Here is a 20,183-nt window from a genome sequence, read left to right as displayed (position 1 = left end):
TACAAAATTTCATTTTCGATAAATCAAATACAATTTCTAAAAGAATTTAACCAACAAAAAACAAAACTCTGCCACAACAGCAAGTCTCTCAGATTCTATCTGATACATTAACTGTTATGCCAGAGTCTCTTATATTCTTATTAGTATTAATGTTTCTAAAATCTTAAGTTCTTCACTGCCTTCTCTTTCACGTACCCATTTATATATCCACAGTATAACACTTTCATTTTTTTGTGCAACCTTTAAACTACCCAAACAGTTTTTCTATAACCCTATGAACTGTTGTAATTTCATTTTGCATATAGGCATTTGCTCCACAAAATAGTAAACCATTATCTACATTTCCCTCTGCCGCATTAATTAAGCGCTCTGTAATGCAATATGGTATGTTTGCCGGATTGCATTTTTTGAGACATTTAAGGCATTTCTTTGGTGGAAAATTTTCTCCTGCCATAACCTGACTCATAAACTTATTTTTGATGGCTCTTCCAGGCATCCCCACCGGACTTTTCACAATTGTAATTTCATCTTCTTTTGCATTAACATAAGAATTTTTATAATTAATGTGAGCGTCACATTCTTCCGTTGTCACAAATAATGAACCTACCTGAACTCCGTCCATTCCTAAGTCAAATGCATTTTTAACATCATCTCTTGTTGTAATTCCACCTGCCAAAACAATGGGGATTTTTTTTGAATATTTATTCTCGTATTCCTGAACTACTTTTTTAATTTCCAGAACTTCCTCACTGTAATCCTTTTTGCATGCACCAAAACCATACTTCTCCAGCTCATCTTTTTTAAATCCAAGATGACCACCTGCTTTTGGTCCTTCAATAACCACTAAATCGGCTGTTTTCTTGTATCGTGTATCCCAGTATTTTAAAATAACCTGAGCTGACTTTTTACCTGATACAATGGGGGCTATTTTTGTTTTGTAACCTTGCACAAAAGCAGGTAAATCCACCGGTAGTCCTGCGCCGGAAATAATAATGTCTGCCCCTGCCTCCACTGCTGTAAGCACCTGCTCTTTATAATTGGTAAGCGCAGTCATTATATTAAAGCCTAAAATTCCTTTTGGAGCAATTTTTCTGGCTTTTTTCAATTCCTTCTCAATGGCACGTAAATTAGCTGCCAAGGTATTAACGTAAAAATCCTTTTCCTTAAATCCAATTTGTGCCGTGGAAATAATTCCAACACCACCTTCATTTGCTACCGCTCCTGCAAGATTTCCCAAAGAAATTCCAACGCCCATTCCACCTTGAATTAATGGGATTTTCGCCTGCAACTCCCCTATTTTTAAAGGTTTAATATTCATTACATTCTCCTAAATCGATTATATCTTTCATTAACAATTTCTTTCTCTGATAAATGAGATTTGTTAATTAAAAATTGGTCTATTTCTGTTTTTAGCCTATCAGTTACAAATTCAAGGGTTGTAACATTATAGTCAACAGGTTCCTTAAATATTTTTTCAATTACATTTAACTGCTTCAAATCATCCGCTGTCATTTTCATGGCTTCTGCCGCTTTGTCAGCTTTTTTTCCATCTTTCCAAAGAATACTTGCATAGCCTTCAGGAGACAAAATCGAATACACTGAATTTTCCAGCATCCAAACTTCATTGGCAACTGCCATGGCTAAGGCACCGCCACTTCCCCCTTCTCCTACAAAAATAGACAGAATAGGTACTTTTATTGCTGACATTTCAAAAAGATTTCTTGCTATGGCTTCACCCTGACCCCTTTCTTCTGCCTCCAAACCGCAAAATGCTCCCGGAGTATCAACGAAGCATATTATAGGTCTGTGGAATTTTTCTGCCTCTTTCATTAAACGCAAAGCCTTTCTGTAGCCTTCCGGTGATGGCATGCCAAAGTTTCTGCTAATGTTTTCTTTTGTGTTGTGACCTTTTACCTGAGCGATAACTGTTACCGGCTTATTGTTAACAGTTCCAATTCCACCAACAATTGCGCTGTCATCTCCAAAATATCTGTCACCATGCAACTCTGTAAAATTCTCCACAAGTTTTTCTATATAATCAAGTCCTGTAGGACGTTTGTTCTCTCGTGAAATCTGAACTTTTTCCCAAGGTGTCAAATTGTTCTTAAACCTCTCATTTTCTGTTTCACAATTTCCGTCGTCTATCGGAGATTTTTTTGAATCACTTTCGGAATTTTCTCTCTTCCAATTCCTATCCACCTTGATTTCGTTGCTCTCTTCATTTAATTTCTGTAAGTCCTTTTCATCTACAACTTTACAATTTTCTTCACTGCTCTTCTTAGAATAATGAAGTTTAATAATCTCTGACAACTTATTTTTTAAATTCTGTCTTTCCACAATTAAATCTATAAACCCATGTTCAAGCAGAAACTCTGACTTCTGAAATCCTTTTGGCAGCTTCTGGCCGATTGTCTGTTCAATTACTCTGGGACCTGCAAAACCTATTAACGCATCAGGTTCTGCCATAATAATATCCCCAAGCATTGCAAAACTTGCAGTAACCCCACCTGTTGTTGGATCAGTTAAAACAGATATGTAGAGATTTCCACTTTCGCTGTGACGTTTTAGGGCTGCCGATGTTTTTGCCATTTGCATAAGGGAAATAATTCCCTCCTGCATTCTTGCCCCACCGGAACATGCCACAATTACAAGAGGAAGATTTTCTTCTGTGGCTTTCTCTACAGTTCGTGTAATTTTTTCGCCAACAATTTCTCCCATACTTGCCATTAAGAAACGTCCGTCCATTACCGCCAAAGCAACTTCGCTGCCGTTAATTAAAGCTTTTCCTGTTATTACTGCTTCTTCTAATTTTGTTTTTTCTTTTACTTCCAATAATTTCTTTTCATACTCTTTATCTCCAAGTGGATTGCTAATTTCCAGTCCCTCAAACCATGGTTCGAAAGTTCCCTTGTCAACAAGCATTTTGATTCTGCGCTTTGCGTGCATTCTCACATAACCGCCACATTTAGGGCAAATATAGCCATTCTCCCTGACCTCTTCTGACAATACCATTTGACCACATTTTTTACATTTTCCAAAAAGTCCTTTTGGCACATCCGGCTTTGGAATTTTTATTGTCACATATCCACTTCTTTGTTTTTTTATTCTTGTTTTTAGTCTCAACTTACAGCTCTCCTCTGCTTATTAAACTGCTCAATAAAATCTACGTCAAAATCCCCCGAAATAAATTTTTCATTATTTATTATTTCGTATTCGTAATCTATATTTGTATCAATGCCTTCAATTACCACTTCTCCAAGGGCACTTCGCATTTTGTTAATTGCTTCCTGTCTATTGTCACCATAAACTATAAGTTTTGCTAACATTGAATCATAGTAAGGTGTAACTTCGTACCCTGTAAAAATAGCTGAATCAACACGTACGCCATTTCCACCTGGAAAATGCATTTCTGTAATTTTTCCGGGACTTGGTCTAAAATTCTCCTCTGGATTTTCCGCATTAATTCTGCACTCTATTGAATGGCCTTTAATTTCAATTTCATTTTGTGTAAAAGGAAGTTTCTCTCCCTGAGCAATTTTAATTTGCTCTTTTACAATATCTATACCTGTTATGTTTTCTGTTATTGGATGCTCCACCTGAATTCTTGTATTCATTTCCATAAAATAATATTTACCTGTTTTCTCTAACAAAAATTCAATTGTGCCGGCATTTTCATAACCTGCTGCTTTTGCGGCTCTTACTGCCGTCTCGCCCATTTCTTTTCTTAATTCTTCTGACAAGGCGCTAGACGGTGCCTCCTCAATAATTTTCTGATGATTTCTCTGAAGAGAACAATCACGTTCCCCTAAATGCACTACATTTCCATATTTGTCTGCTAAGATCTGGAATTCAATATGACGTGGATGTTCCACAAAATGTTCAATGTACATGGTGTTGTCTCCAAATGCCATTTCACTTTCTTTTTGTGCAGCCTTAAAAGCACTATCGAATTCCGACGGTGTAAAAGCCACTCTCATACCTTTTCCACCACCACCTGACGCTGCCTTAATCATAATGGGATAGCCAACCTTCTCAGCTACCTGCTTTCCCTTTTCAACCTCTACAATTCCACTATCATTTCCGGGAATTACCGGAACATTAGCTTCTATCATGGTTGTTCTCGCCTGTACTTTGTTTCCTAAATTTTCAATAACTGTATGATTTGGTCCAACGTATGTGATGTTACATGTTTCACATAATTTTGCAAAAGTTGGATTTTCTGATAAAAAGCCAAAACCCGGATGAATTGCATCTGCGCCTGTTGTAATGGCAGCACTAATAATGCTTTCCATGTTCAGGTAACTTTCGCTGGACTTTGTTTCACCTATGCAAACAGCTTCATCTGCTAACTGGGTGTGTAATGCTTCCTTGTCTGCAACAGAATATACTGCAACAGTTTCTATCCCCATTTCCCTACAAACTCTTATAATTCTTACTGCAATTTCACCTCTGTTTGCAATTAACATTTTTCGTATCACCAAAATCACCTCTAATTTCCAATTATCTGTTTTATTAAATTAATCTTCCTATCCACATCAAAACTGCCGGTTTCTTTGCCGCCCACATTCTATATTGCTTTAAACTGGCATTAAATCCTGTCACTGTTTTTCAACTGCAATAGGTTTTTTTATTAATTTTTAACCAACCATAAATGTAAGTTCTGCTGTCACTACCACTTTTCCATTAACGGAGGCTTTTGCCTCTCCAATTCCCATAGGTCCTTTTTGTCTGATTATTTTTGTTTCAAGCTTAATCTTGTCACCGGGAACTATTTTTCCTTTAAAGCGACATTTGTTAATTCCACCAAAGAATGCTGTTTTTCCTTTGTTTTCTTCCTGACTTAAAATTGCAACTGCTCCAACCTGTGCCAATGCCTCTACTGTTAAAACTCCAGGCATTACAGGCATCCCCGGAAAATGTCCCTTAAAAAAATCTTCCCTGTAAGTTACGCATTTGTAGCCAACAGCATAAACTCCAGGCTCATAATCTTCAATATAATCAATCAATAAAAAAGGATGTCTGTGAGGTATAATTTCCTGTATTTGTTTTATGTTTAACATTTATTTCCTACTTTCTAATTTTTTACAACTTTTCTTCTATTCTATAACGAACATTTCCTGACCAAATTCCACAGGTGATTCATTGTCAACTAACACTTCTTTAACCACCCCATCGAACTTTGACTCAATTTCATTCATTAGTTTCATAGCTTCAACAATTGCCAGTGTTTGTCCTTTTTTTACTTTGTCACCCACTGAAACAAAAGGTGGCTCATCTTCTGCCGGTGCCAGATAAACTGTTCCAACTAACGGAGATGTAACAATGTTTCCTTTTATTTCTTTTTCAATTTCAGACTGCTTACCGCTATTCTCACTGCTTCCCAAATTTTCCTGATTGTTAGCAGGATTAACATTTTCCTGAGAAATAGTAGCTGTAGTTTTTGCATCTGTTATGGCAACCGTTTTCTTTTCGTCATAAATTGTGCCTTTTGAAAGTTGTAATTTTACTCCATTTTCTTCATATCTAAATTCGTATAAATTAGAATTTGATACTTCATTTATTAAAATTTTAATATCCTTAATGTCCATTTTTTCCCCTTTACTTGCTATATTTTCTTACAGCTAAAGTTGCGTTATGTCCACCAAAACCTAATGAGTTACTAAGTGCAAAATCAACATTTGTTTCAACGCCCTGTCCCATTACATAATCAAGGTCTAACTCCTCATCCGGCTCTGTTAAACCAACTGTCTCATGTATATAACCTTCGTTAATACTCTTTACACATGTAATAAATTCAACACCACCTGCTGCACCTAGCAAATGTCCAATCATTGATTTAGTTGAATTTACTTTTACATTCTTTGCTGCCTCTTTAAGTGCAAGTTTAATGGCTCTTGTTTCAAATAAATCATTGTGATGTGTACTTGTTCCATGAGCGTTAATGTAATCAACGTCTTCCGGCTTTGCCCCTGCTTCTTTTATGGCAAGTTCCATTGCTTTTGCTGCTCCACTTCCATCTTCAGCAGGTGATGTAATATGGTAAGCATCACAGGTTGCTCCGTAACCTACCACTTCCGCCAAAATATTTGCACCTCTGTCTAAGGCATGTTCCAGTTCTTCAAGAACAACTATTCCTGCACCTTCTCCCATTACAAAACCACTACGTTTCTTATCAAATGGAATTGATGCCTGTGTTTTGTCAGTTGTTTTTGTTAATGCTGTAAGACTTGTAAAACCTGCAACCCCTAAAGGTGTAATTGAACTTTCTGTTCCCCCTGCTATCATTACGTCGGCTTCACCACACTGAATTGATCTGTACGCCTCGCCAATTGAATGTGTTCCTGTTGCACAGGCAGTTACCACATTAATACATTTTCCTTTTGCTCCAAAGGCGATTGCCACGTTACCTGCTGCCATGTTTGTAATCATCATTGGCACAAGCAATGGTTTAATTCTGCCGGGACCTCTTTCCAGAAGCTTTTTGTTTTCTTCTTCCATATCCTTCATGCCACCAATACCTGAGCCAACACTTACTCCCACTTTGTAAGGGTCTTCTTTTGTCAAATCAAGCCCTGACTGTTCAAGTGCCTCCTTTGCTGCACACACAGCATACTGTGAAAATGGTGACATTCTCTTTGCCGCCTTAAATTCCATTCTTTCTTTTGCCACAAAGTCTTTAACTTCTGCTGCTAATTTTACAGAATAATCTGTTGTGTCGAATTTGGTAATTTCGTCAATACCAACTTTTCCTGCTTTAATTCCCTGCCAAAATTCATCTACACTATTTCCAATTGGTGTTATTGCACCCATACCTGTTACTACAACTCTTCTCATATGACACCTCGCTACATTACCATTCCACCATCAATGTGAAATACCTGTCCTGTTATATAATTACTTTTTTCACCTGCTAAAAATGCCACCAACTCGGCAACTTCCTCAGGCCTTCCAAATCTGTTAAGGGGAATTTGTGAAACTGCCTGCTCTTTTACCTTGTCAGATAATTTTGCAGTCATGTCTGTTTCAATAAATCCCGGTGCAATTGCATTTACATTAATATTTCTTGATGACAATTCTCTTGCCATTGATTTTGTAATTCCAATTACTCCTGCTTTCGCCGCTGAATAATTAACCTGCCCGGCATTACCTGCAACTCCTGAAACTGAAGTCATGTTAATGATTTTTCCATGTCTTTGTTTCATCATTATTCTTGAAGCAAATTTAATGCAGTTAAATGTTCCTTTTAAATTAGTATTAATTACAGCGTCGAAGTCTTCTTCTTTCATCGCCATACACAAACCATCTCTTGTAATACCTGCATTGTTTACTAAAATATCAATGGAACCAAATCTGTCTTTTATTTCATTAGTAAATTCACTGCATTTATTAAAATCTGAAATGTCGCACTGCATGGCTGTTGCCTTGCCACCTGCATTTTCAATTTCTTTTACTACTGTTTCTGCTTTTTCTCTGGAGCCTGCGTAGTTTACAATTACTGTGGCACCAAGTGAAGCTAGTTTTTTTGCAATGGCAGCTCCTATGCCTCTTGAAGCTCCTGTTACAATTGCTACTTTATTTTCCATATAAAACCTCTGTTCCAGATAATCAAAATCTACACTCTCTTTCCCATGCACATAGGCAATATGCATTCACGAAAGCACGCTCCCGCTGCCTTCAGCTCGTAGCGGTTCTACAAAGCCGACTTCGCTGCCTTTGTGAACCCACGGCTTCAGAGCACTTTCTTAGAATGTTTATTACCTATGTGCAACGTACTGGGAAGGCTTGTACGTGCATTATCCTAAGTGTAACGTGCTTTCGTGAATGTATATCTGCAAAGCAGAAAGAAGAAAAGCTATATTTTTGATTATCTTGATTTTATTCTTTAATATTTTTTACTTTTCTAAAAAAAGAGTTAAATTATCTTATTAATTTTTAATTTTGATTTAGTTTTTTTAAGTCTTCATATTGACTTATGTTTATGCATTTTACATTTCTGTCTATTTTGCGTAAGAAGCCTGCGATTGTTTTTCCGGGACCTATTTCAATAAATGTGTCTACGCCTTTTTCTATCATGTTTCTTACACTTTCTTCCCATCGAACCGGTGAGTAGACCTGTTTTATTAACAATTCTTTTGTTTTATTAACATCTTCCACATATTGTGCTGTTACGTTTGTAACGTATGGTATTGTTAATGGTGTGAATTGTACTTTTTCAAGTTGCTCTCCTAGTTTTTTTCCGGCTTCTTTTAGGAATTGTGAGTGGAAAGGCCCACTTACGTTTAATTCTACTGTTCTTCTGGCTCCGGCTTCTTTCAATGATTCCATTGCTTTTTCAACGGCATCTTTTTTTCCGGTTATTACAATTTGTCCCGGGCAGTTGTAATTTGCCACTGACACGTTTTCCATCTTGTTTACAATGTTATCTATTTGCTCAGCTGTCATTCCAAGAATTGCTGCCATTGTACCTTCACCTTTTGGCACAGCCCTGTTCATAAGAATTCCTCGTTGTCTTACCGTTTTTATGGCATCTTCGTAAGAAAAGCCACCGCTTACTGCAATTGCCGCATATTCTCCAAGGCTTAGCCCTGCTGCAACGTCAGGTTTAATTCCCCTGCTTTCTACTTCTTTTGTTATTGCAAGATATGTAGTAACCAAAGCCGCCTGTGTGTACTCTGTATCATTTATTTCCTGATTTTCCTGAAAACAGATTTTCTTTATATCAAAATCAAGTACCTGATCTGCCTTGTCAAATACTTCTTTTGACAAAACACTGTTTTCATAAAAGTCCTGTGCCATGCCTACTGTCTGCACACCCTGTCCCGGATATACAAATGCGATTTTACTCATATGCTCCTCCAAAAATTTTAAATACAACTCTAATTTTTCTCCACTGATTTTTAGATATGAATACTAAATTTTACTTTTAAAATCTCACGTCAAAATTCCAGCTTTAAAACTCTGCCAATCTATTTTCTATTACCTGTTGTCCTTCGGTTACAACTTTTTCGATAAGTTCCTTGCAGGTATATTGTTTTTTTACCAAACCGGCAATTTGCCCCGCCATTAGACTTCCTTCTTTTACGTTGCCCTCAACAACAGCTTTTCTTAAACCACCTAAAGTTAAAAGTTCTAACTCTTCCAATGTGGCACCTTCCTGCTCTTTTTTTATGTACTCATTGCTCATTTGATTTCTAAGTACACGTACAGGATGTCCTGTTGAGCGACCTGTTACCTTTGAGTCAATGTCTTTTGCCTTTATTATTTTTTCCTTATAATTTTCGTGAACGTTACATTCTTTTGTGGCAACAAAATGAGTTCCCATTTGAACTGCCTTAGCTCCCAACATCAGTGCCGCAGCAAAACCTCTTCCATCAGCGATCCCGCCTGCTGCAATGACAGGTATATTCACTGCATCAACAACCTGTGGCACCAAAGACATTGTTGTAATCTCCCCAATATGTCCTCCTGCCTCTGTTCCCTCTGCAACTACTGCATCGGCTCCACAGCGTTCCATCATTTTTGCCAAGGCACAACTTGCAACTACAGGAATTACTTTCACTCCAGCTTCTTTCCATTCTTTAATGTACTTTGCCGGATTTCCTGCTCCTGTAGTAACAACAGGTACTTTTTCTTCTACAATTACTTTTGCGATTTCATCTGCCTCCGGGTTCATTAACATAATGTTTACCCCAAAAGGTTTATCAGTTAATTTTTTTACTTCCCTAATTTGGTCTTTTACCCAGGATGCAGGTGCTCCACCTGAACCAATCAGCCCAAGTCCGCCGGCATTGGAAACGGCAGCTGCTAAATGATAGTCAGCCACCCATGCCATACCACCCTGAATTATGGGATATTCAATATTTAGTAATTCTGTTATCTCTGTTTTCATAACGAAATTTCCTACGCTTTTCTATTATTTATTGTCCTGAATATATTTCACAACATCTCCAACAGTCTTGATTTTTTCTAAATCTTCTTCAGGAATCTTTACGTCAAACTTATCTTCAAATGCCATTACAAGTTCAAATAAATCTAATGAGTCAGCTCCTAAATCTTCATTAAATGTTGCTGTTTCCACAACCTTGTCTTCATCTACTCCTAATTCTTCAACAATAATTTCCTTAATTTCTTCAAACATTTTTTAATCTCCTTATTCTTTTATAATTGGCTTTTTTTTTGCTTATTGAAAACCTGTTTATAAAAAACTACTATTTTAAGTTCCATATAATTTTTTATTTTCAAAAGCAATTTTATATAATCCGGCTGTACCGGTTAATAACTAATAAAAAATTTTTTACGGTTTTAGTTACAACTGCCATTAACAAATTTCCAAATATGTTGCAGCAAGGGTTACTCCTGCACCAAAACCTGACATTATAATTCTGTCGCCTTTTTTCAGTTTGCCTGCCTTAAACAACTCATCCAGCAATATTGGTATGCAGGCAGATGATGTATTGCCATATTCTGAAACATTTGTTGGCACCTTATCCATACTGATTTTCAAACGCTTGGCAATCCCCTGACAAATTCTTAAATTTGCCTGATGCAAAACAAACATATCCACATCGTCACTTGTTATATTCATTTTTTCCATTAATTCATTAATACATTTTGGAACTTCTTTTACGGCAAATCTAAAAATTTCCTGACCATCCATCTTTACAAAAGTGTCTAAGCTTTCCTGACCATCTATTTTTTTATATGTATCTGAATTTTCCTGACCATTCATTTTTTCATATATATCTGAAATTTCCTGTTTTTCTTCTGTAAAAATTTTTCTTGGTCTTGCTGCAAACCCGTTATAACATGTAAGTGCTGAACCTTTTCTACCATCAGATTTCATAACAGTTTCAAAAACTGCAGCCTCGCTTGCCTTAACAATTGCAGCTCCTGCCCCGTCTCCAAAAAGAATACAGGTTCCTCTGTCACTCCAATCAACAATTCTTGACAAGCCCTCTGCTCCAATAATTAACGCTGTCTTCACTAAACCTGAATTAATATAACTTTGGACAGTATTGTATGCCATCATAAAACCGGTACAGGCTGTGTTAATGTCAAAACAAAAAGCATTTATGGCTCCAATTTGTTCCTGAACAAAGCAGGCTGTATTTGGAAGAATCAAATTGGAAGATACTGTAGAAACCACAATAACATCAATTTTTTCTGGCTTAATTCCTGCATTTTCCACTGCTCTTTTTGCTGCCTCAGTTGCCATAGTAGCAGTAGTTTCATTTTTCATAAGGTGTCTTTGCTTAACGCCGGTTCTTTCCTCAATCCAACTGTCACTTGTTTCAACAATTTTTGTTAAATCATTGTTTGTAACTATATTTTCAGGAACATATGAACCTGTTCCAATTATTTTTCCAAACATATTATCCTTACAGAAAATGTTATTAACATTTTTTGTACTCCTTCCCTGTTACGATTTATTTAAGCTTTCTCTACTTTACTCATTTTTACTCATTCTTTTTTTAATAAACTATTTGTCTTTTCTATACTCCAACATTTTATTTTTACGACAAATATTTTCTTTTGTCTTAGAACGCCTACAGTATAGCCACCTAAAAATTAGTGGTCAATAGAATTTGGCAAAGCTAAACAACATGAAAAAAAGATGTCCTGTAATGAACATTTCCTCTTGTTTTTGTTCATTATCGGACATCTATTTTCTGATTTGTCTATTAAATTTTATATTTGAGTAGCAATTTTATTTGCCCTTAGAGTGTTCTACATTTTACACTCCAGAAGCCTTTATTTTAAATGTTCCTTTGCTACTGCTTCTGTTTTTTCTTCATAACATTCAAATAAATCGTCTAACTCTTTCTGGTCCTGCTTCTTTGAAAATAAACTAATAATCGGTACAATAATCAAGCCACCAACCATGGCAACTACACCTGAGTTGATTGAAGACTTAAATACATATGAAAGAACTGTTCCCCAACCTGTTGTATCAATTCCCGCAAGTGTAATTACAAGCTGTACAACAGCAATTCCGCAACCCCAGATGAAACATACAATTGTCGCTGCTTTTGTAACGCCCTTCCAGTATAGTCCATACAAAAAGGGTGCAAGGAATGCTCCCGCTAAAGCTCCCCATGAAACACCCATCATCTGTGCTATAAATGTCACTTCAGGATGTGCATCCTTGAAAATGGCAATTATTGCTGAAACAAGTATAAAGAAAACAATAAATAAACGCATTATTGTTACCTGTTTCTTATCTGACATTTCCTTCTTTGATGCCGGCTTAATTACATCCAATGTAAATGTTGAACTTGAAGTTAAAACTAATGAAGAAAGTGTTGACATTGAAGCTGATAAAACCAAAACAATTACTACTGCAACCACTATTGCAGGAAGTGTTGATAACATTGTTGGAATTATTGTGTCAAATAAAGGCTTACCTGTTGCCTCATTAATTGCAATTTTATCGCTATATAATCTGCCGAATCCGCCTAAGAAATAACAGCCTCCTGCTACAATAATTGCAAATACTGTTGAAATAACTGTTCCCTTATGTATGTCTTTTTCACTTTTGATAGCATAGAATTTTCCAACCATCTGTGGAAGTCCCCATGTACCAAGTGATGTTAAAATAACCACAAATAATAATGCTAAAGGATCAGGTCCTAAAAATGCTGTGTAAGCGCCTTCCCAACCTGCATCTCCTGTAACTTTTGCAAGGCTCTTTGTTGCCTGTAAAAGACCACCGTTGTCCATTAAAACCGCACCAATAATAGCACAAATTCCAAATAACATAATGATTCCCTGAATAAAATCATTAATAGCTGTTGCCATGTAACCACCAAAAATTACATAGAATCCTGTAAGCACTGCCATTACCGCAATAACTACCCAATATGGAATGTCAAACACTAAACCAAATAAACTTGAAAGTCCATTGTAAAGTGATGCTGTGTACGGAATTAAGAAAATAAATACAATAACTGATGCAGCAACTTTTAAAGGTGTTGAATTAAATCTTTTTCCAAAAAAGTCCGGCATAGTCTTTGCATCAACGTGCTGTGTCATAACCCTTGTTCTTCTACCTAACACATTCCATGCAAGTAAAGAACCAATGAATGCATTTCCTAAACCTGCCCAAGTTGATGCAAGTCCGAAATTCCATCCAAACTGTCCTGCATATCCTACGAAGATAACTGCAGAAAAATAAGATGTTCCAAAAGCAAAGGCAGTAAGCCAAGGGCCTACTGAACGACCTCCCAGAACAAATCCTGTAACGTCTGTTGCATGTTTTCTGGTGTAAAAACCTACAAAGATCATTACAGCAAAAAATACAACTAGCATAATTGAACATAATACTACTGTCATAATGTTCCCTCCATTAAAATTATTAAAATATATTCCGTGTCTTTAAAGCGTTAAACTTTAAACCGTTACGCTTTAAATTACTAAAGTGATTATATAAAAAAAAAGATGCTTTGTAAATAACAAAGCACCTGTTAACTATCAACTGTTTCCTTTTCCTGCTCCTATCTTCATGGCAGAGCACATCCACAGCCCACTTTTTTATATTTCTTTTATCCAGCATCTACGTCTTCTATGCTGAATCTTATTAAATCTTTTCCACATAGACTGAACCTTAATATTATCTTCAAGCATTGGTCCTGTCTCAGCATATTTCATTCCATCTTCAATGGCTGCTTTTAGAATTTCCGTAATTAAAACTAACGGTAAGCCTTTCTTCTTATACTGATCTCTTACACCAACTAAATAAAGTTCCAATGTGTCAGGTTTAGAATATGGTGCATAAAGCAGTCTTGCCCATCCAAAAGGAAACAATCTTCCATGAGATTTTTTTGAAGCCTTGCCCATTGAAGGAACAGTTACTCCAATAGCAACCATCTCATCTTTTTCATTTACAAGTAATGAAATAAATCTAACATTAACCATTAATATGAACTGATGAACATACTTTTTAATCTGTGCCTCAGATAAATCCACTTCACCATATAGTATCTTTGCAGTATCATTTACAACATCAAATATATATTTTATGTATTTTCTTAGCTGCAATCTGTTCTTAACTTTTACAATTTTGAGTTTATTGTCTTTTAAAACTCTCTCACACATTTTGTCAAAAACAGGTGGTATCTCATCTGGTATATCTATTCTGTTTTCAATCCACTCCACAGATTTTACATACCCAAGGCGTTCCATATGTTCCTTATAATAAGGTGCATTATTAATCGTTATGAATATACCATCATATTCGAAACCTTCAATAAGCATTCCTTCCTGGTCCAAATCGCAAAATCCCATTGGTCCATGAACTGCTTTAAGTCCCTTTTCCCTGCCCCAATTTTCAACAGTCTTAAATAAAGCTTCTGAAACTTCGTAGTCGTCAATAAAATCCACTCTTGTAAATCTTATTCTTTTTCTATCCCATTTTGCATTTGCCTTATGACTGATTATGGCACCGATTCTTCCTACACACTCTCCATCTTTGTATGCCAACCACTGTCTTGATTCAGCATACTCAAATGCCGGATTTTTCTTAGGATTAAAATTCGCCATTTCGTCTGAAATCAAATCAGGCATTGCCTGTGGCACATCTCTATACATTTTTTCATTGAAACCAGCAAAAGTTCTTAAATCTTTTCTGGTTTTAACTTCCTTTATTGTTACCATTATTTATCCTATGTTTTTTCATTTATATCATTCTACTAACCAATAGTCTGCCATCAAACTATTTTAGCTTTCCTTTTATAATTAGAAAATTATATTCTTTCACCTAAACTTGTTATCTTTTTTCGATTTCTCTAATCATATCGACTCTTCTCTGATGTCTTCCACCTTCAAATTCAGCTCCAAAGAATTCATCAAGAATCATCTTTGCAAGTTCAACACCTACAACTCTTGCACCAAATGCAATGATGTTGGCGTTGTTATGCTGTTTTGTAAGCTTTGCAGAATATGGTTCGCTGCAAACTGCCGCAATAACACCAGGAACCTTATTAGCTGCTATAGAAATACCAATTCCTGTTCCGCACATAAGTACACCATAATCAACATCTCCGTTTACTACTGCACGACCTACTTCTTCACCCTTTGCAGGATAATCACATTTGATTATTTCACCGTTTTCATCATAACCCGTTCCATAATCTACACATTCATATCCTTTTTCTTTCATATATTCAACTAATTCATTTTTTAAATCAATTGCTGCATGATCACAACCAAAACCTATTTTCATTGTAAATTCCTCACATTTCTTATTATTAACAATCTGTTATCCCTAACTTTTTTATTCTACCTAATATAAAAGTTCATGTCAAACTTTTACATTTGTATAATAAATAAGGTATTTCTACCACATTCCTAACTGAATTTTTTATGTAATATGAAATTATGGAAAACTTTCTTATTACATAAAAAAAGACATACCCAAAAAAATCAGGTACGCCCAAAGCTTTGAAAAACTTAAACATGCCGGTGACCGGAATCGAACCGGTACTGTGTTGCCACAACAGGATTTTAAGTCCTGCGCGTCTGCCAGTTCCGCCACACCGGCATTCATAACCAGCTAAAAGCTAATTATAGACTGGGCAGAGAAGGATTCGAACCTTCGAAGGCGGTGCCAACAGATTTACAGTCTGCCCCCTTTGGCCACTCGGGAATCTGCCCATAATAACTTAGAAAGCGCTTTTGTTTTTTATGTAAGCTCTGCATGCTTGCATGTGAGAGATTATATAAAAAATGAAAGTCATTTACGAAGTAAATGACAGTGAGCAAACAACGTTTGCGAACTACTTTCCTCAACAATATACATTTATACCATAAATAGAGCAAAAGTGCAATTATTTTTTTATATACCCAAAAATTCCTTTTAATTTGTTTAATCCTAATCTTCTGTTACGTCAGTATTAAATCTGAACTGGGCGTATGTTGGATTCATATAAGTATCCGTATATTCAACCAAATTATAATCCTTATCTGCACCTATATATTCAAATTTAAATACTGTTGTTCCTTTTTCAACTCCCAGTAACTCTGCAATATTACTATTAGCATCACAAATTATACAACTCTGTGAAAAATGCACAGGTAAATGATCTTTTGTTTCCATATAATCATAGAGCGAAACTTTCTCAAAATCAAAGTTATCAATGTCCGGAAAATACTTCTTAGGTACATATGCAAACTCCACAGCGAAAGGAATATCACCAACATATCGTATTCTGTGAACTCCCCATATTACCTCGCCTCTTTCAAGATTTAATTTGTAATTCATAAATTCGCAATTGTCCAATTCTCCTATGCCAAGAACTTTATTTGATATTGTAGTTCCCTGGTTACGCAAAACTGCAGTAATACCTGAGTTCTTTGCACCATCTTCATAATTAAAATCAATCTTTTTATTATCTCTATTTGCAACATAAGTACCTGATCCCGGCTTTCTCTCCAAATAGCCTTTCTCGACAAGCTTACTAACAGCACGCTTCACTGTCATTCTGTTTACTCCGTACATTTCAGCCATTTTTCTTTCACTTGGAATAGCTTCACCTGGCAAATATTTTTTTTCTTCTATTTTTTTTACAATGATATCCTGTAGTTGGATATAGATAGGCATTCTGTAATCCATAGGCAACCTCTATTCTTCTGAACTAATTTCTTTTCTAAATTCTACCCATTCTTTGTTCATAATGGCATGTAAATATTGAATAACATTTCCATCTTTGTCATAACTAATACCGGTTTTCTTTGCCACTGCTGTCATTTTATCTAATTTAAGTATCTTTGATTCAAAATCATTGGCATAAACAATTTCAATAAGCTGTTCCTCCTTCACCGGTACAATCTCATATATATCTCTTAATATCTGAAATAGTGAACCTTTCTCCAAATCCTGTCTAATTAGCTTTGGTGCTATACTTTCAGGAACATACGAATATTCAATGGCAATTGGAATAATGCCTTCTTCACTTTCAACTTTTCTGACCCTTGTTATTTTATATACTTCCGTTCCAATAGGTAGCTTGATTTTTTTGTATAAATCTTTATCAATTTCTATTAATTCAAATGATAATAATTGATTTTCTACTTTGCTGCCAATATCACTAACTTTTTCTTTAAAAGACTTGATTTCATTAAGGTTTGTTACAATTCGTGGATGACTCATATATCTTTCGCTTCTTTCACGAATTTCCACAATTCCTTCTTCTTCTAATATCTTATATGCCGATCTTACAGTTGCTCTTTGTGCTCCGTACTTTTCTGCAATCTCACGTTCCGAAGGAAACTTTTCTCCTTCTTTAATGTTGTTCTTTATGAAGTAAAGTTTTAGTTCATTGGCTATTAACTCATCTTTATTTAATAACTTCATATCCACCTCGCATCTAATAATGTATATTATACATTTTTATTTTTCTTTTTTCAAGAAAAGCGCCTTACAATGGGGGGAGTAAAATAATTGGCGCAGATATATTTTGTATAAAAAACACTAAATTGTCTTTTCTATTTAAAAGTTTTCATCTTCCTCGTCGCAATTTTCCATCATTTCATTACAATAAATCATCATGTCCCTTGCTCCAACAATTGCATGTTTTATTACATCTGGTGTTGGCGTATTTTGATCAGACATTACAATTGAAATAACCAATGCCAAATTAGCACCTGTAACAACATGTACTCTTTTATTAGATGTTAATGCCATTGCGTTATTATTTACACTTCCACCAAAAACATCTGTCATGATTACAATATCATCATCAGGATTTTCATCAATCACCTTTTTAAATTCAGGTGTGGGATCTCCACATTCTTCTGTATATGCATTAATAATGGTTAAATTCTCCGGTTCTCCAACTATCATTGATAATGTTGTTCCTATTCCATATGCCATGTGACCATGTGTTGCAATAATATATTTTCTCATTGTTAATTCCTCCGCTCAAACTATAATCTTGATTTATTAATATAGCTGCTACACCTTTAAGTATAGCAGCTATTTTTATGTATGGACTAATTTCCATATTTTATTTTTAATCTACTTCTATTATATGCCATTATCCTAAGAATCCAAAATATACACCGATAATACCAATTATCATTGTAACAATTATAAGAATCATTGGACTTACCTTTTTCTTCAACAACCAGTAATACAGTAAAGTAGCTCCAAGTCCTAACATACCGGGCATAATGCCATCTAAAATTTCCTGAATGGTTGTAGCAGTTTTTCCTGTACCTATCTTCAGTGGTATGGTTGCATAGAACATATCTTTACTCATGGCACCTATTACCATAATACCAACAATGCCTGCTGCATACATAATCTTGTCCATTAAACCACTTTTCTCAGCTTTTGCTAAGAACTGGAATCCCCATTCATAACCTTTAATTGCACCTAAAATACGAAGTGCAAATGCCGGTATATTATAAATAAGGAAGTAAAGGATTGGTCCTAAAATATTTCCCTGCTTTGCAAGTGATACGCCAACTGCTACTGCAATAACTCTGATGCATCCTAAAAAGATTGAATCACCAATACCTGATAAAGGTCCCATTAATGCTGATTTTACTGAATCTACTGCCGAGCCATCAATTTCTCCCTTTGCTACACGTTCTTCCATTGATACTGCAACACCGCCAACGAAAGGTGCAAACTGTGGAGTAACATTAAAGAATCCTACATGTCTTGTTAATGCTGCTGCATAACCTTCAGGATCATCTTTATAAATTTTCTTTAAACAATTGTTAATCATCATACAGAAAGCTAAATGCATCTGTCTTGGGTAGTTCCAGGAATATTCCATTCCTAATGCACCAGCGCTGCATGACATTTTGATCATATCTTTTCTTGTAATTAATCTTTCGTTTTCGTTAGAAGTCTTCATCGTCATCCACCTCCTGTGCATTTCCTTCTGCTGTAGCCATCATTGGTTTATCCTCAAGGAAACCGAACTTAATTGCTACTATAATAAGTGCTATCAAAGCAATACCAAGTACAGGTATATTTGCGTAACTAATAAGTACAAAACCTAATACAAAGTAAGGAATAAGTCTCTTGCTTACAATCATTCTTAAGAGCATTGCAAATCCCATTGCAGGTAACATGCCTGCTGCAACTCCCATTCCGTCTAAAATAAACTGTGGAATGAAATCTAATAAGCTCTGAACCTTATCTGCTCCTAAATAGAAAGCAAATGTTACTAATAAGAATTTTTCAACTACACCGATAGTACCCATTAACCAGTGTGTAAATACTACCTTTTTATAATTTCCTTCTTCAGCACCCTTGTCTGCGATCTTTAAGAATACTGGTGTTACTGCTGCAATAATATTACTAATACCTAATGCTAAAGTTGCAATTGGCATAGCAAGTGCTACTGCTGCTTCTACGCTTTTTCCCATGGATATGGCAAACGCTGTTGCTAAAACGCCACCTACGTTTACATCCGGTGGAATGTATGCGCCTACTGAAATTGCGCCCATGAATAATAATTCAAGATTGGCTCCAATGATAATTCCCTGATGTACATCGCCTAAAATCGCACCTACGATTACACTGAGAACGAGAGGTCTGAATGTGTAAAGTGTACCAAACTGGTAATCAAGTACACCCCACGCTGACACCAAACCAATTAAAATTGCTTTTACCAACATAATGAGTTCCTCCGTTTCTTATTTATTTTACTTAAAATGTTGTTCTATAAATATTTCGCCACGTTTATCTTTGAATCATCAGCTAAAGCTCTAATTTCACATTCAACACCTTTGTCTACCAGTTCTTTTAGAATTTCTTTCTCTTCCGGTTCAAGGAAAACCTGTTTACTTACCTGAGTTGTTGTTTTACTTTCTTTTGTATTTCCTAAATTAATACTCTTAATCTGTGGGCAACCGTCAACTAACTGCTTTGCTTCCTTTATCGTCTGAACTACAATAATTAATTTGTATTTGTCAGTAACCCCACTGTTAATAGCCTTAATTGAATCTTCCATGTTTTTCATTACAAGTTTTACACCACTTGGTTTTCCTAAACGAAGAGTTGTCTTCCAAACTTCATCATTTACAACCATATCACTTGCAACTAAAATGCAATCAGCTCCAACACCGTTTGTCCAGCTAAAAGCAACCTGTCCATGTAATAATCTATGATCTACTCTTACTAATTTAATCATAAGAACCTCTCCCTTCCATTCTTACCTTTTTAGGTA

The 20,183-nt window shown here is 35.7% G+C and carries 20 protein-coding genes and 2 tRNA genes; all 22 read right to left on the bottom strand.

The annotated features are described in order from the left end of the window. Positions 1–247 precede the first annotated feature (247 nt). The 22 genes from DWZ69_RS01205 to DWZ69_RS01100 all read right to left on the bottom strand — a co-directional run bounded on the left by DWZ69_RS01205 (position 248) and on the right by DWZ69_RS01100 (position 20,147). The gene (locus DWZ69_RS01205; RefSeq protein WP_118435736.1) at positions 248–1,318 is read right to left on the bottom strand and encodes a nitronate monooxygenase family protein; all 1,071 of its coding nucleotides are present in this window, start codon (positions 1,316–1,318) and stop codon (positions 248–250) included. Further along, entirely contained in the window at positions 1,318–3,123 is a 1,806-nt protein-coding gene (locus tag DWZ69_RS01200; RefSeq protein WP_118435734.1) for an acetyl-CoA carboxylase carboxyltransferase subunit alpha, read from the bottom strand. The genes DWZ69_RS01205 and DWZ69_RS01200 overlap by 1 nt, the downstream gene beginning before the upstream one ends. Beyond that, positions 3,120–4,478 (bottom strand): acetyl-CoA carboxylase biotin carboxylase subunit, encoded by a 1,359-nt coding sequence (locus DWZ69_RS01195; RefSeq protein ID WP_117999377.1) that lies wholly within the window; start codon positions 4,476–4,478, stop codon positions 3,120–3,122. The genes DWZ69_RS01200 and DWZ69_RS01195 overlap by 4 nt, the downstream gene beginning before the upstream one ends. Positions 4,479–4,637: 159 nt before the next feature. Beyond that, on the bottom strand, positions 4,638–5,060 hold the full coding sequence (gene fabZ / locus DWZ69_RS01190) for a 3-hydroxyacyl-ACP dehydratase FabZ (RefSeq protein WP_022165168.1): 423 nt from the start codon (positions 5,058–5,060) through the stop codon (positions 4,638–4,640). 36 nt (positions 5,061–5,096) lie between these two features. Next, positions 5,097–5,588 carry an acetyl-CoA carboxylase biotin carboxyl carrier protein gene (gene accB / locus DWZ69_RS01185; RefSeq protein WP_022165169.1) on the bottom strand — a complete coding sequence of 164 codons (492 nt, stop codon included), beginning with the start codon at positions 5,586–5,588 and terminating at the stop codon, positions 5,097–5,099. A gap of 10 nt (positions 5,589–5,598) precedes the next feature. Continuing rightward, the gene (gene fabF, locus DWZ69_RS01180; protein WP_118435732.1) at positions 5,599–6,834 is read right to left on the bottom strand and encodes a beta-ketoacyl-ACP synthase II; all 1,236 of its coding nucleotides are present in this window, start codon (positions 6,832–6,834) and stop codon (positions 5,599–5,601) included. Positions 6,835–6,845: 11 nt separating this feature from the next. Beyond that, positions 6,846–7,583 (bottom strand): 3-oxoacyl-[acyl-carrier-protein] reductase, encoded by a 738-nt coding sequence (gene fabG / locus DWZ69_RS01175; protein ID WP_117999433.1) that lies wholly within the window; start codon positions 7,581–7,583, stop codon positions 6,846–6,848. Between the two features lie 349 nt (positions 7,584–7,932). Beyond that, positions 7,933–8,847 (bottom strand): ACP S-malonyltransferase, encoded by a 915-nt coding sequence (gene fabD, locus DWZ69_RS01170; protein ID WP_118435730.1) that lies wholly within the window; start codon positions 8,845–8,847, stop codon positions 7,933–7,935. A gap of 103 nt (positions 8,848–8,950) precedes the next feature. Beyond that, the gene (gene fabK / locus DWZ69_RS01165) at positions 8,951–9,889 is read right to left on the bottom strand and encodes an enoyl-[acyl-carrier-protein] reductase FabK (RefSeq protein WP_117999373.1); all 939 of its coding nucleotides are present in this window, start codon (positions 9,887–9,889) and stop codon (positions 8,951–8,953) included. 24 nt (positions 9,890–9,913) lie between these two features. Next, the gene (locus DWZ69_RS01160; RefSeq protein ID WP_022165175.1) at positions 9,914–10,138 is read right to left on the bottom strand and encodes an acyl carrier protein; all 225 of its coding nucleotides are present in this window, start codon (positions 10,136–10,138) and stop codon (positions 9,914–9,916) included. A gap of 180 nt (positions 10,139–10,318) precedes the next feature. After that, the gene (locus tag DWZ69_RS01155; protein WP_118435728.1) at positions 10,319–11,371 is read right to left on the bottom strand and encodes a beta-ketoacyl-ACP synthase III; all 1,053 of its coding nucleotides are present in this window, start codon (positions 11,369–11,371) and stop codon (positions 10,319–10,321) included. A gap of 380 nt (positions 11,372–11,751) precedes the next feature. Beyond that, a complete protein-coding gene (locus tag DWZ69_RS01150; protein ID WP_199640854.1) occupies positions 11,752–13,332 on the bottom strand; it encodes a sodium:solute symporter in 1,581 nt (526 codons plus the stop codon). Positions 13,333–13,530: 198 nt separating this feature from the next. Next, on the bottom strand, positions 13,531–14,652 hold the full coding sequence (locus DWZ69_RS01145) for a hypothetical protein (RefSeq protein ID WP_118435725.1): 1,122 nt from the start codon (positions 14,650–14,652) through the stop codon (positions 13,531–13,533). Positions 14,653–14,764: 112 nt separating this feature from the next. Continuing rightward, positions 14,765–15,220: a ribose 5-phosphate isomerase B gene (rpiB, locus tag DWZ69_RS01140; RefSeq protein WP_117999369.1), complete on the bottom strand. Its 456-nt coding sequence runs from the start codon at positions 15,218–15,220 to the stop codon at positions 14,765–14,767. A gap of 234 nt (positions 15,221–15,454) precedes the next feature. Next, positions 15,455–15,538, bottom strand: a tRNA-Leu gene (locus DWZ69_RS01135). 31 nt (positions 15,539–15,569) lie between these two features. After that, positions 15,570–15,651: transfer RNA gene (locus tag DWZ69_RS01130), tRNA-Tyr, on the bottom strand. A gap of 217 nt (positions 15,652–15,868) precedes the next feature. After that, positions 15,869–16,609, bottom strand: coding sequence for a GntR family transcriptional regulator (locus DWZ69_RS01125; protein ID WP_118435723.1), 741 nt, complete (start codon positions 16,607–16,609; stop codon positions 15,869–15,871). 9 nt (positions 16,610–16,618) lie between these two features. Further along, complete coding sequence (locus DWZ69_RS01120) at positions 16,619–17,350, bottom strand: GntR family transcriptional regulator (RefSeq protein WP_118435721.1); 732 nt, start codon at positions 17,348–17,350, stop codon at positions 16,619–16,621. A 135-nt stretch (positions 17,351–17,485) separates the two neighbouring features. Then, entirely contained in the window at positions 17,486–17,902 is a 417-nt protein-coding gene (locus DWZ69_RS01115) for a hypothetical protein (protein ID WP_118435719.1), read from the bottom strand. A gap of 130 nt (positions 17,903–18,032) precedes the next feature. After that, positions 18,033–18,863 carry a PTS system mannose/fructose/sorbose family transporter subunit IID gene (locus DWZ69_RS01110; RefSeq protein ID WP_118435717.1) on the bottom strand — a complete coding sequence of 277 codons (831 nt, stop codon included), beginning with the start codon at positions 18,861–18,863 and terminating at the stop codon, positions 18,033–18,035. Next, on the bottom strand, positions 18,850–19,632 hold the full coding sequence (locus DWZ69_RS01105; RefSeq protein WP_118435715.1) for a PTS sugar transporter subunit IIC: 783 nt from the start codon (positions 19,630–19,632) through the stop codon (positions 18,850–18,852). The genes DWZ69_RS01110 and DWZ69_RS01105 overlap by 14 nt, the downstream gene beginning before the upstream one ends. Positions 19,633–19,676: 44 nt before the next feature. Next, complete coding sequence (locus tag DWZ69_RS01100) at positions 19,677–20,147, bottom strand: PTS sugar transporter subunit IIB (protein ID WP_118435713.1); 471 nt, start codon at positions 20,145–20,147, stop codon at positions 19,677–19,679. Between the last annotated feature and the right edge of the window lie 36 nt (positions 20,148–20,183).

Source organism: Eubacterium sp. AF34-35BH (genome assembly GCF_003477765.1).
Lineage (GTDB): Bacteria > Bacillota > Clostridia > Lachnospirales > Lachnospiraceae > Eubacterium_G.
This window is presented reverse-complemented; position numbering and strand designations above follow the sequence as displayed.

Coding starts and splice junctions, on each gene's coding strand:
- DWZ69_RS01150 (WP_199640854.1), bottom strand. CDS start 13,332: ATGACAGTAGTATTATGTTCAATTATGCTAGTTGTATTTTTTGCTGTA.
- fabD (WP_118435730.1), bottom strand. CDS start 8,847: ATGAGTAAAATCGCATTTGTATATCCGGGACAGGGTGTGCAGACAGTA.
- fabZ (WP_022165168.1), bottom strand. CDS start 5,060: ATGTTAAACATAAAACAAATACAGGAAATTATACCTCACAGACATCCT.
- accB (WP_022165169.1), bottom strand. CDS start 5,588: ATGGACATTAAGGATATTAAAATTTTAATAAATGAAGTATCAAATTCT.
- fabG (WP_117999433.1), bottom strand. CDS start 7,583: ATGGAAAATAAAGTAGCAATTGTAACAGGAGCTTCAAGAGGCATAGGA.
- DWZ69_RS01110 (WP_118435717.1), bottom strand. CDS start 18,863: ATGAAGACTTCTAACGAAAACGAAAGATTAATTACAAGAAAAGATATG.
- DWZ69_RS01205 (WP_118435736.1), bottom strand. CDS start 1,318: ATGAATATTAAACCTTTAAAAATAGGGGAGTTGCAGGCGAAAATCCCA.
- DWZ69_RS01125 (WP_118435723.1), bottom strand. CDS start 16,609: ATGGATTACAGAATGCCTATCTATATCCAACTACAGGATATCATTGTA.
- DWZ69_RS01105 (WP_118435715.1), bottom strand. CDS start 19,632: ATGTTGGTAAAAGCAATTTTAATTGGTTTGGTGTCAGCGTGGGGTGTA.
- DWZ69_RS01100 (WP_118435713.1), bottom strand. CDS start 20,147: ATGATTAAATTAGTAAGAGTAGATCATAGATTATTACATGGACAGGTT.
- fabK (WP_117999373.1), bottom strand. CDS start 9,889: ATGAAAACAGAGATAACAGAATTACTAAATATTGAATATCCCATAATT.
- DWZ69_RS01145 (WP_118435725.1), bottom strand. CDS start 14,652: ATGGTAACAATAAAGGAAGTTAAAACCAGAAAAGATTTAAGAACTTTT.
- rpiB (WP_117999369.1), bottom strand. CDS start 15,220: ATGAAAATAGGTTTTGGTTGTGATCATGCAGCAATTGATTTAAAAAAT.
- DWZ69_RS01115 (WP_118435719.1), bottom strand. CDS start 17,902: ATGAGAAAATATATTATTGCAACACATGGTCACATGGCATATGGAATA.
- DWZ69_RS01120 (WP_118435721.1), bottom strand. CDS start 17,350: ATGAAGTTATTAAATAAAGATGAGTTAATAGCCAATGAACTAAAACTT.
- fabF (WP_118435732.1), bottom strand. CDS start 6,834: ATGAGAAGAGTTGTAGTAACAGGTATGGGTGCAATAACACCAATTGGA.
- DWZ69_RS01160 (WP_022165175.1), bottom strand. CDS start 10,138: ATGTTTGAAGAAATTAAGGAAATTATTGTTGAAGAATTAGGAGTAGAT.
- DWZ69_RS01155 (WP_118435728.1), bottom strand. CDS start 11,371: ATGTTTGGAAAAATAATTGGAACAGGTTCATATGTTCCTGAAAATATA.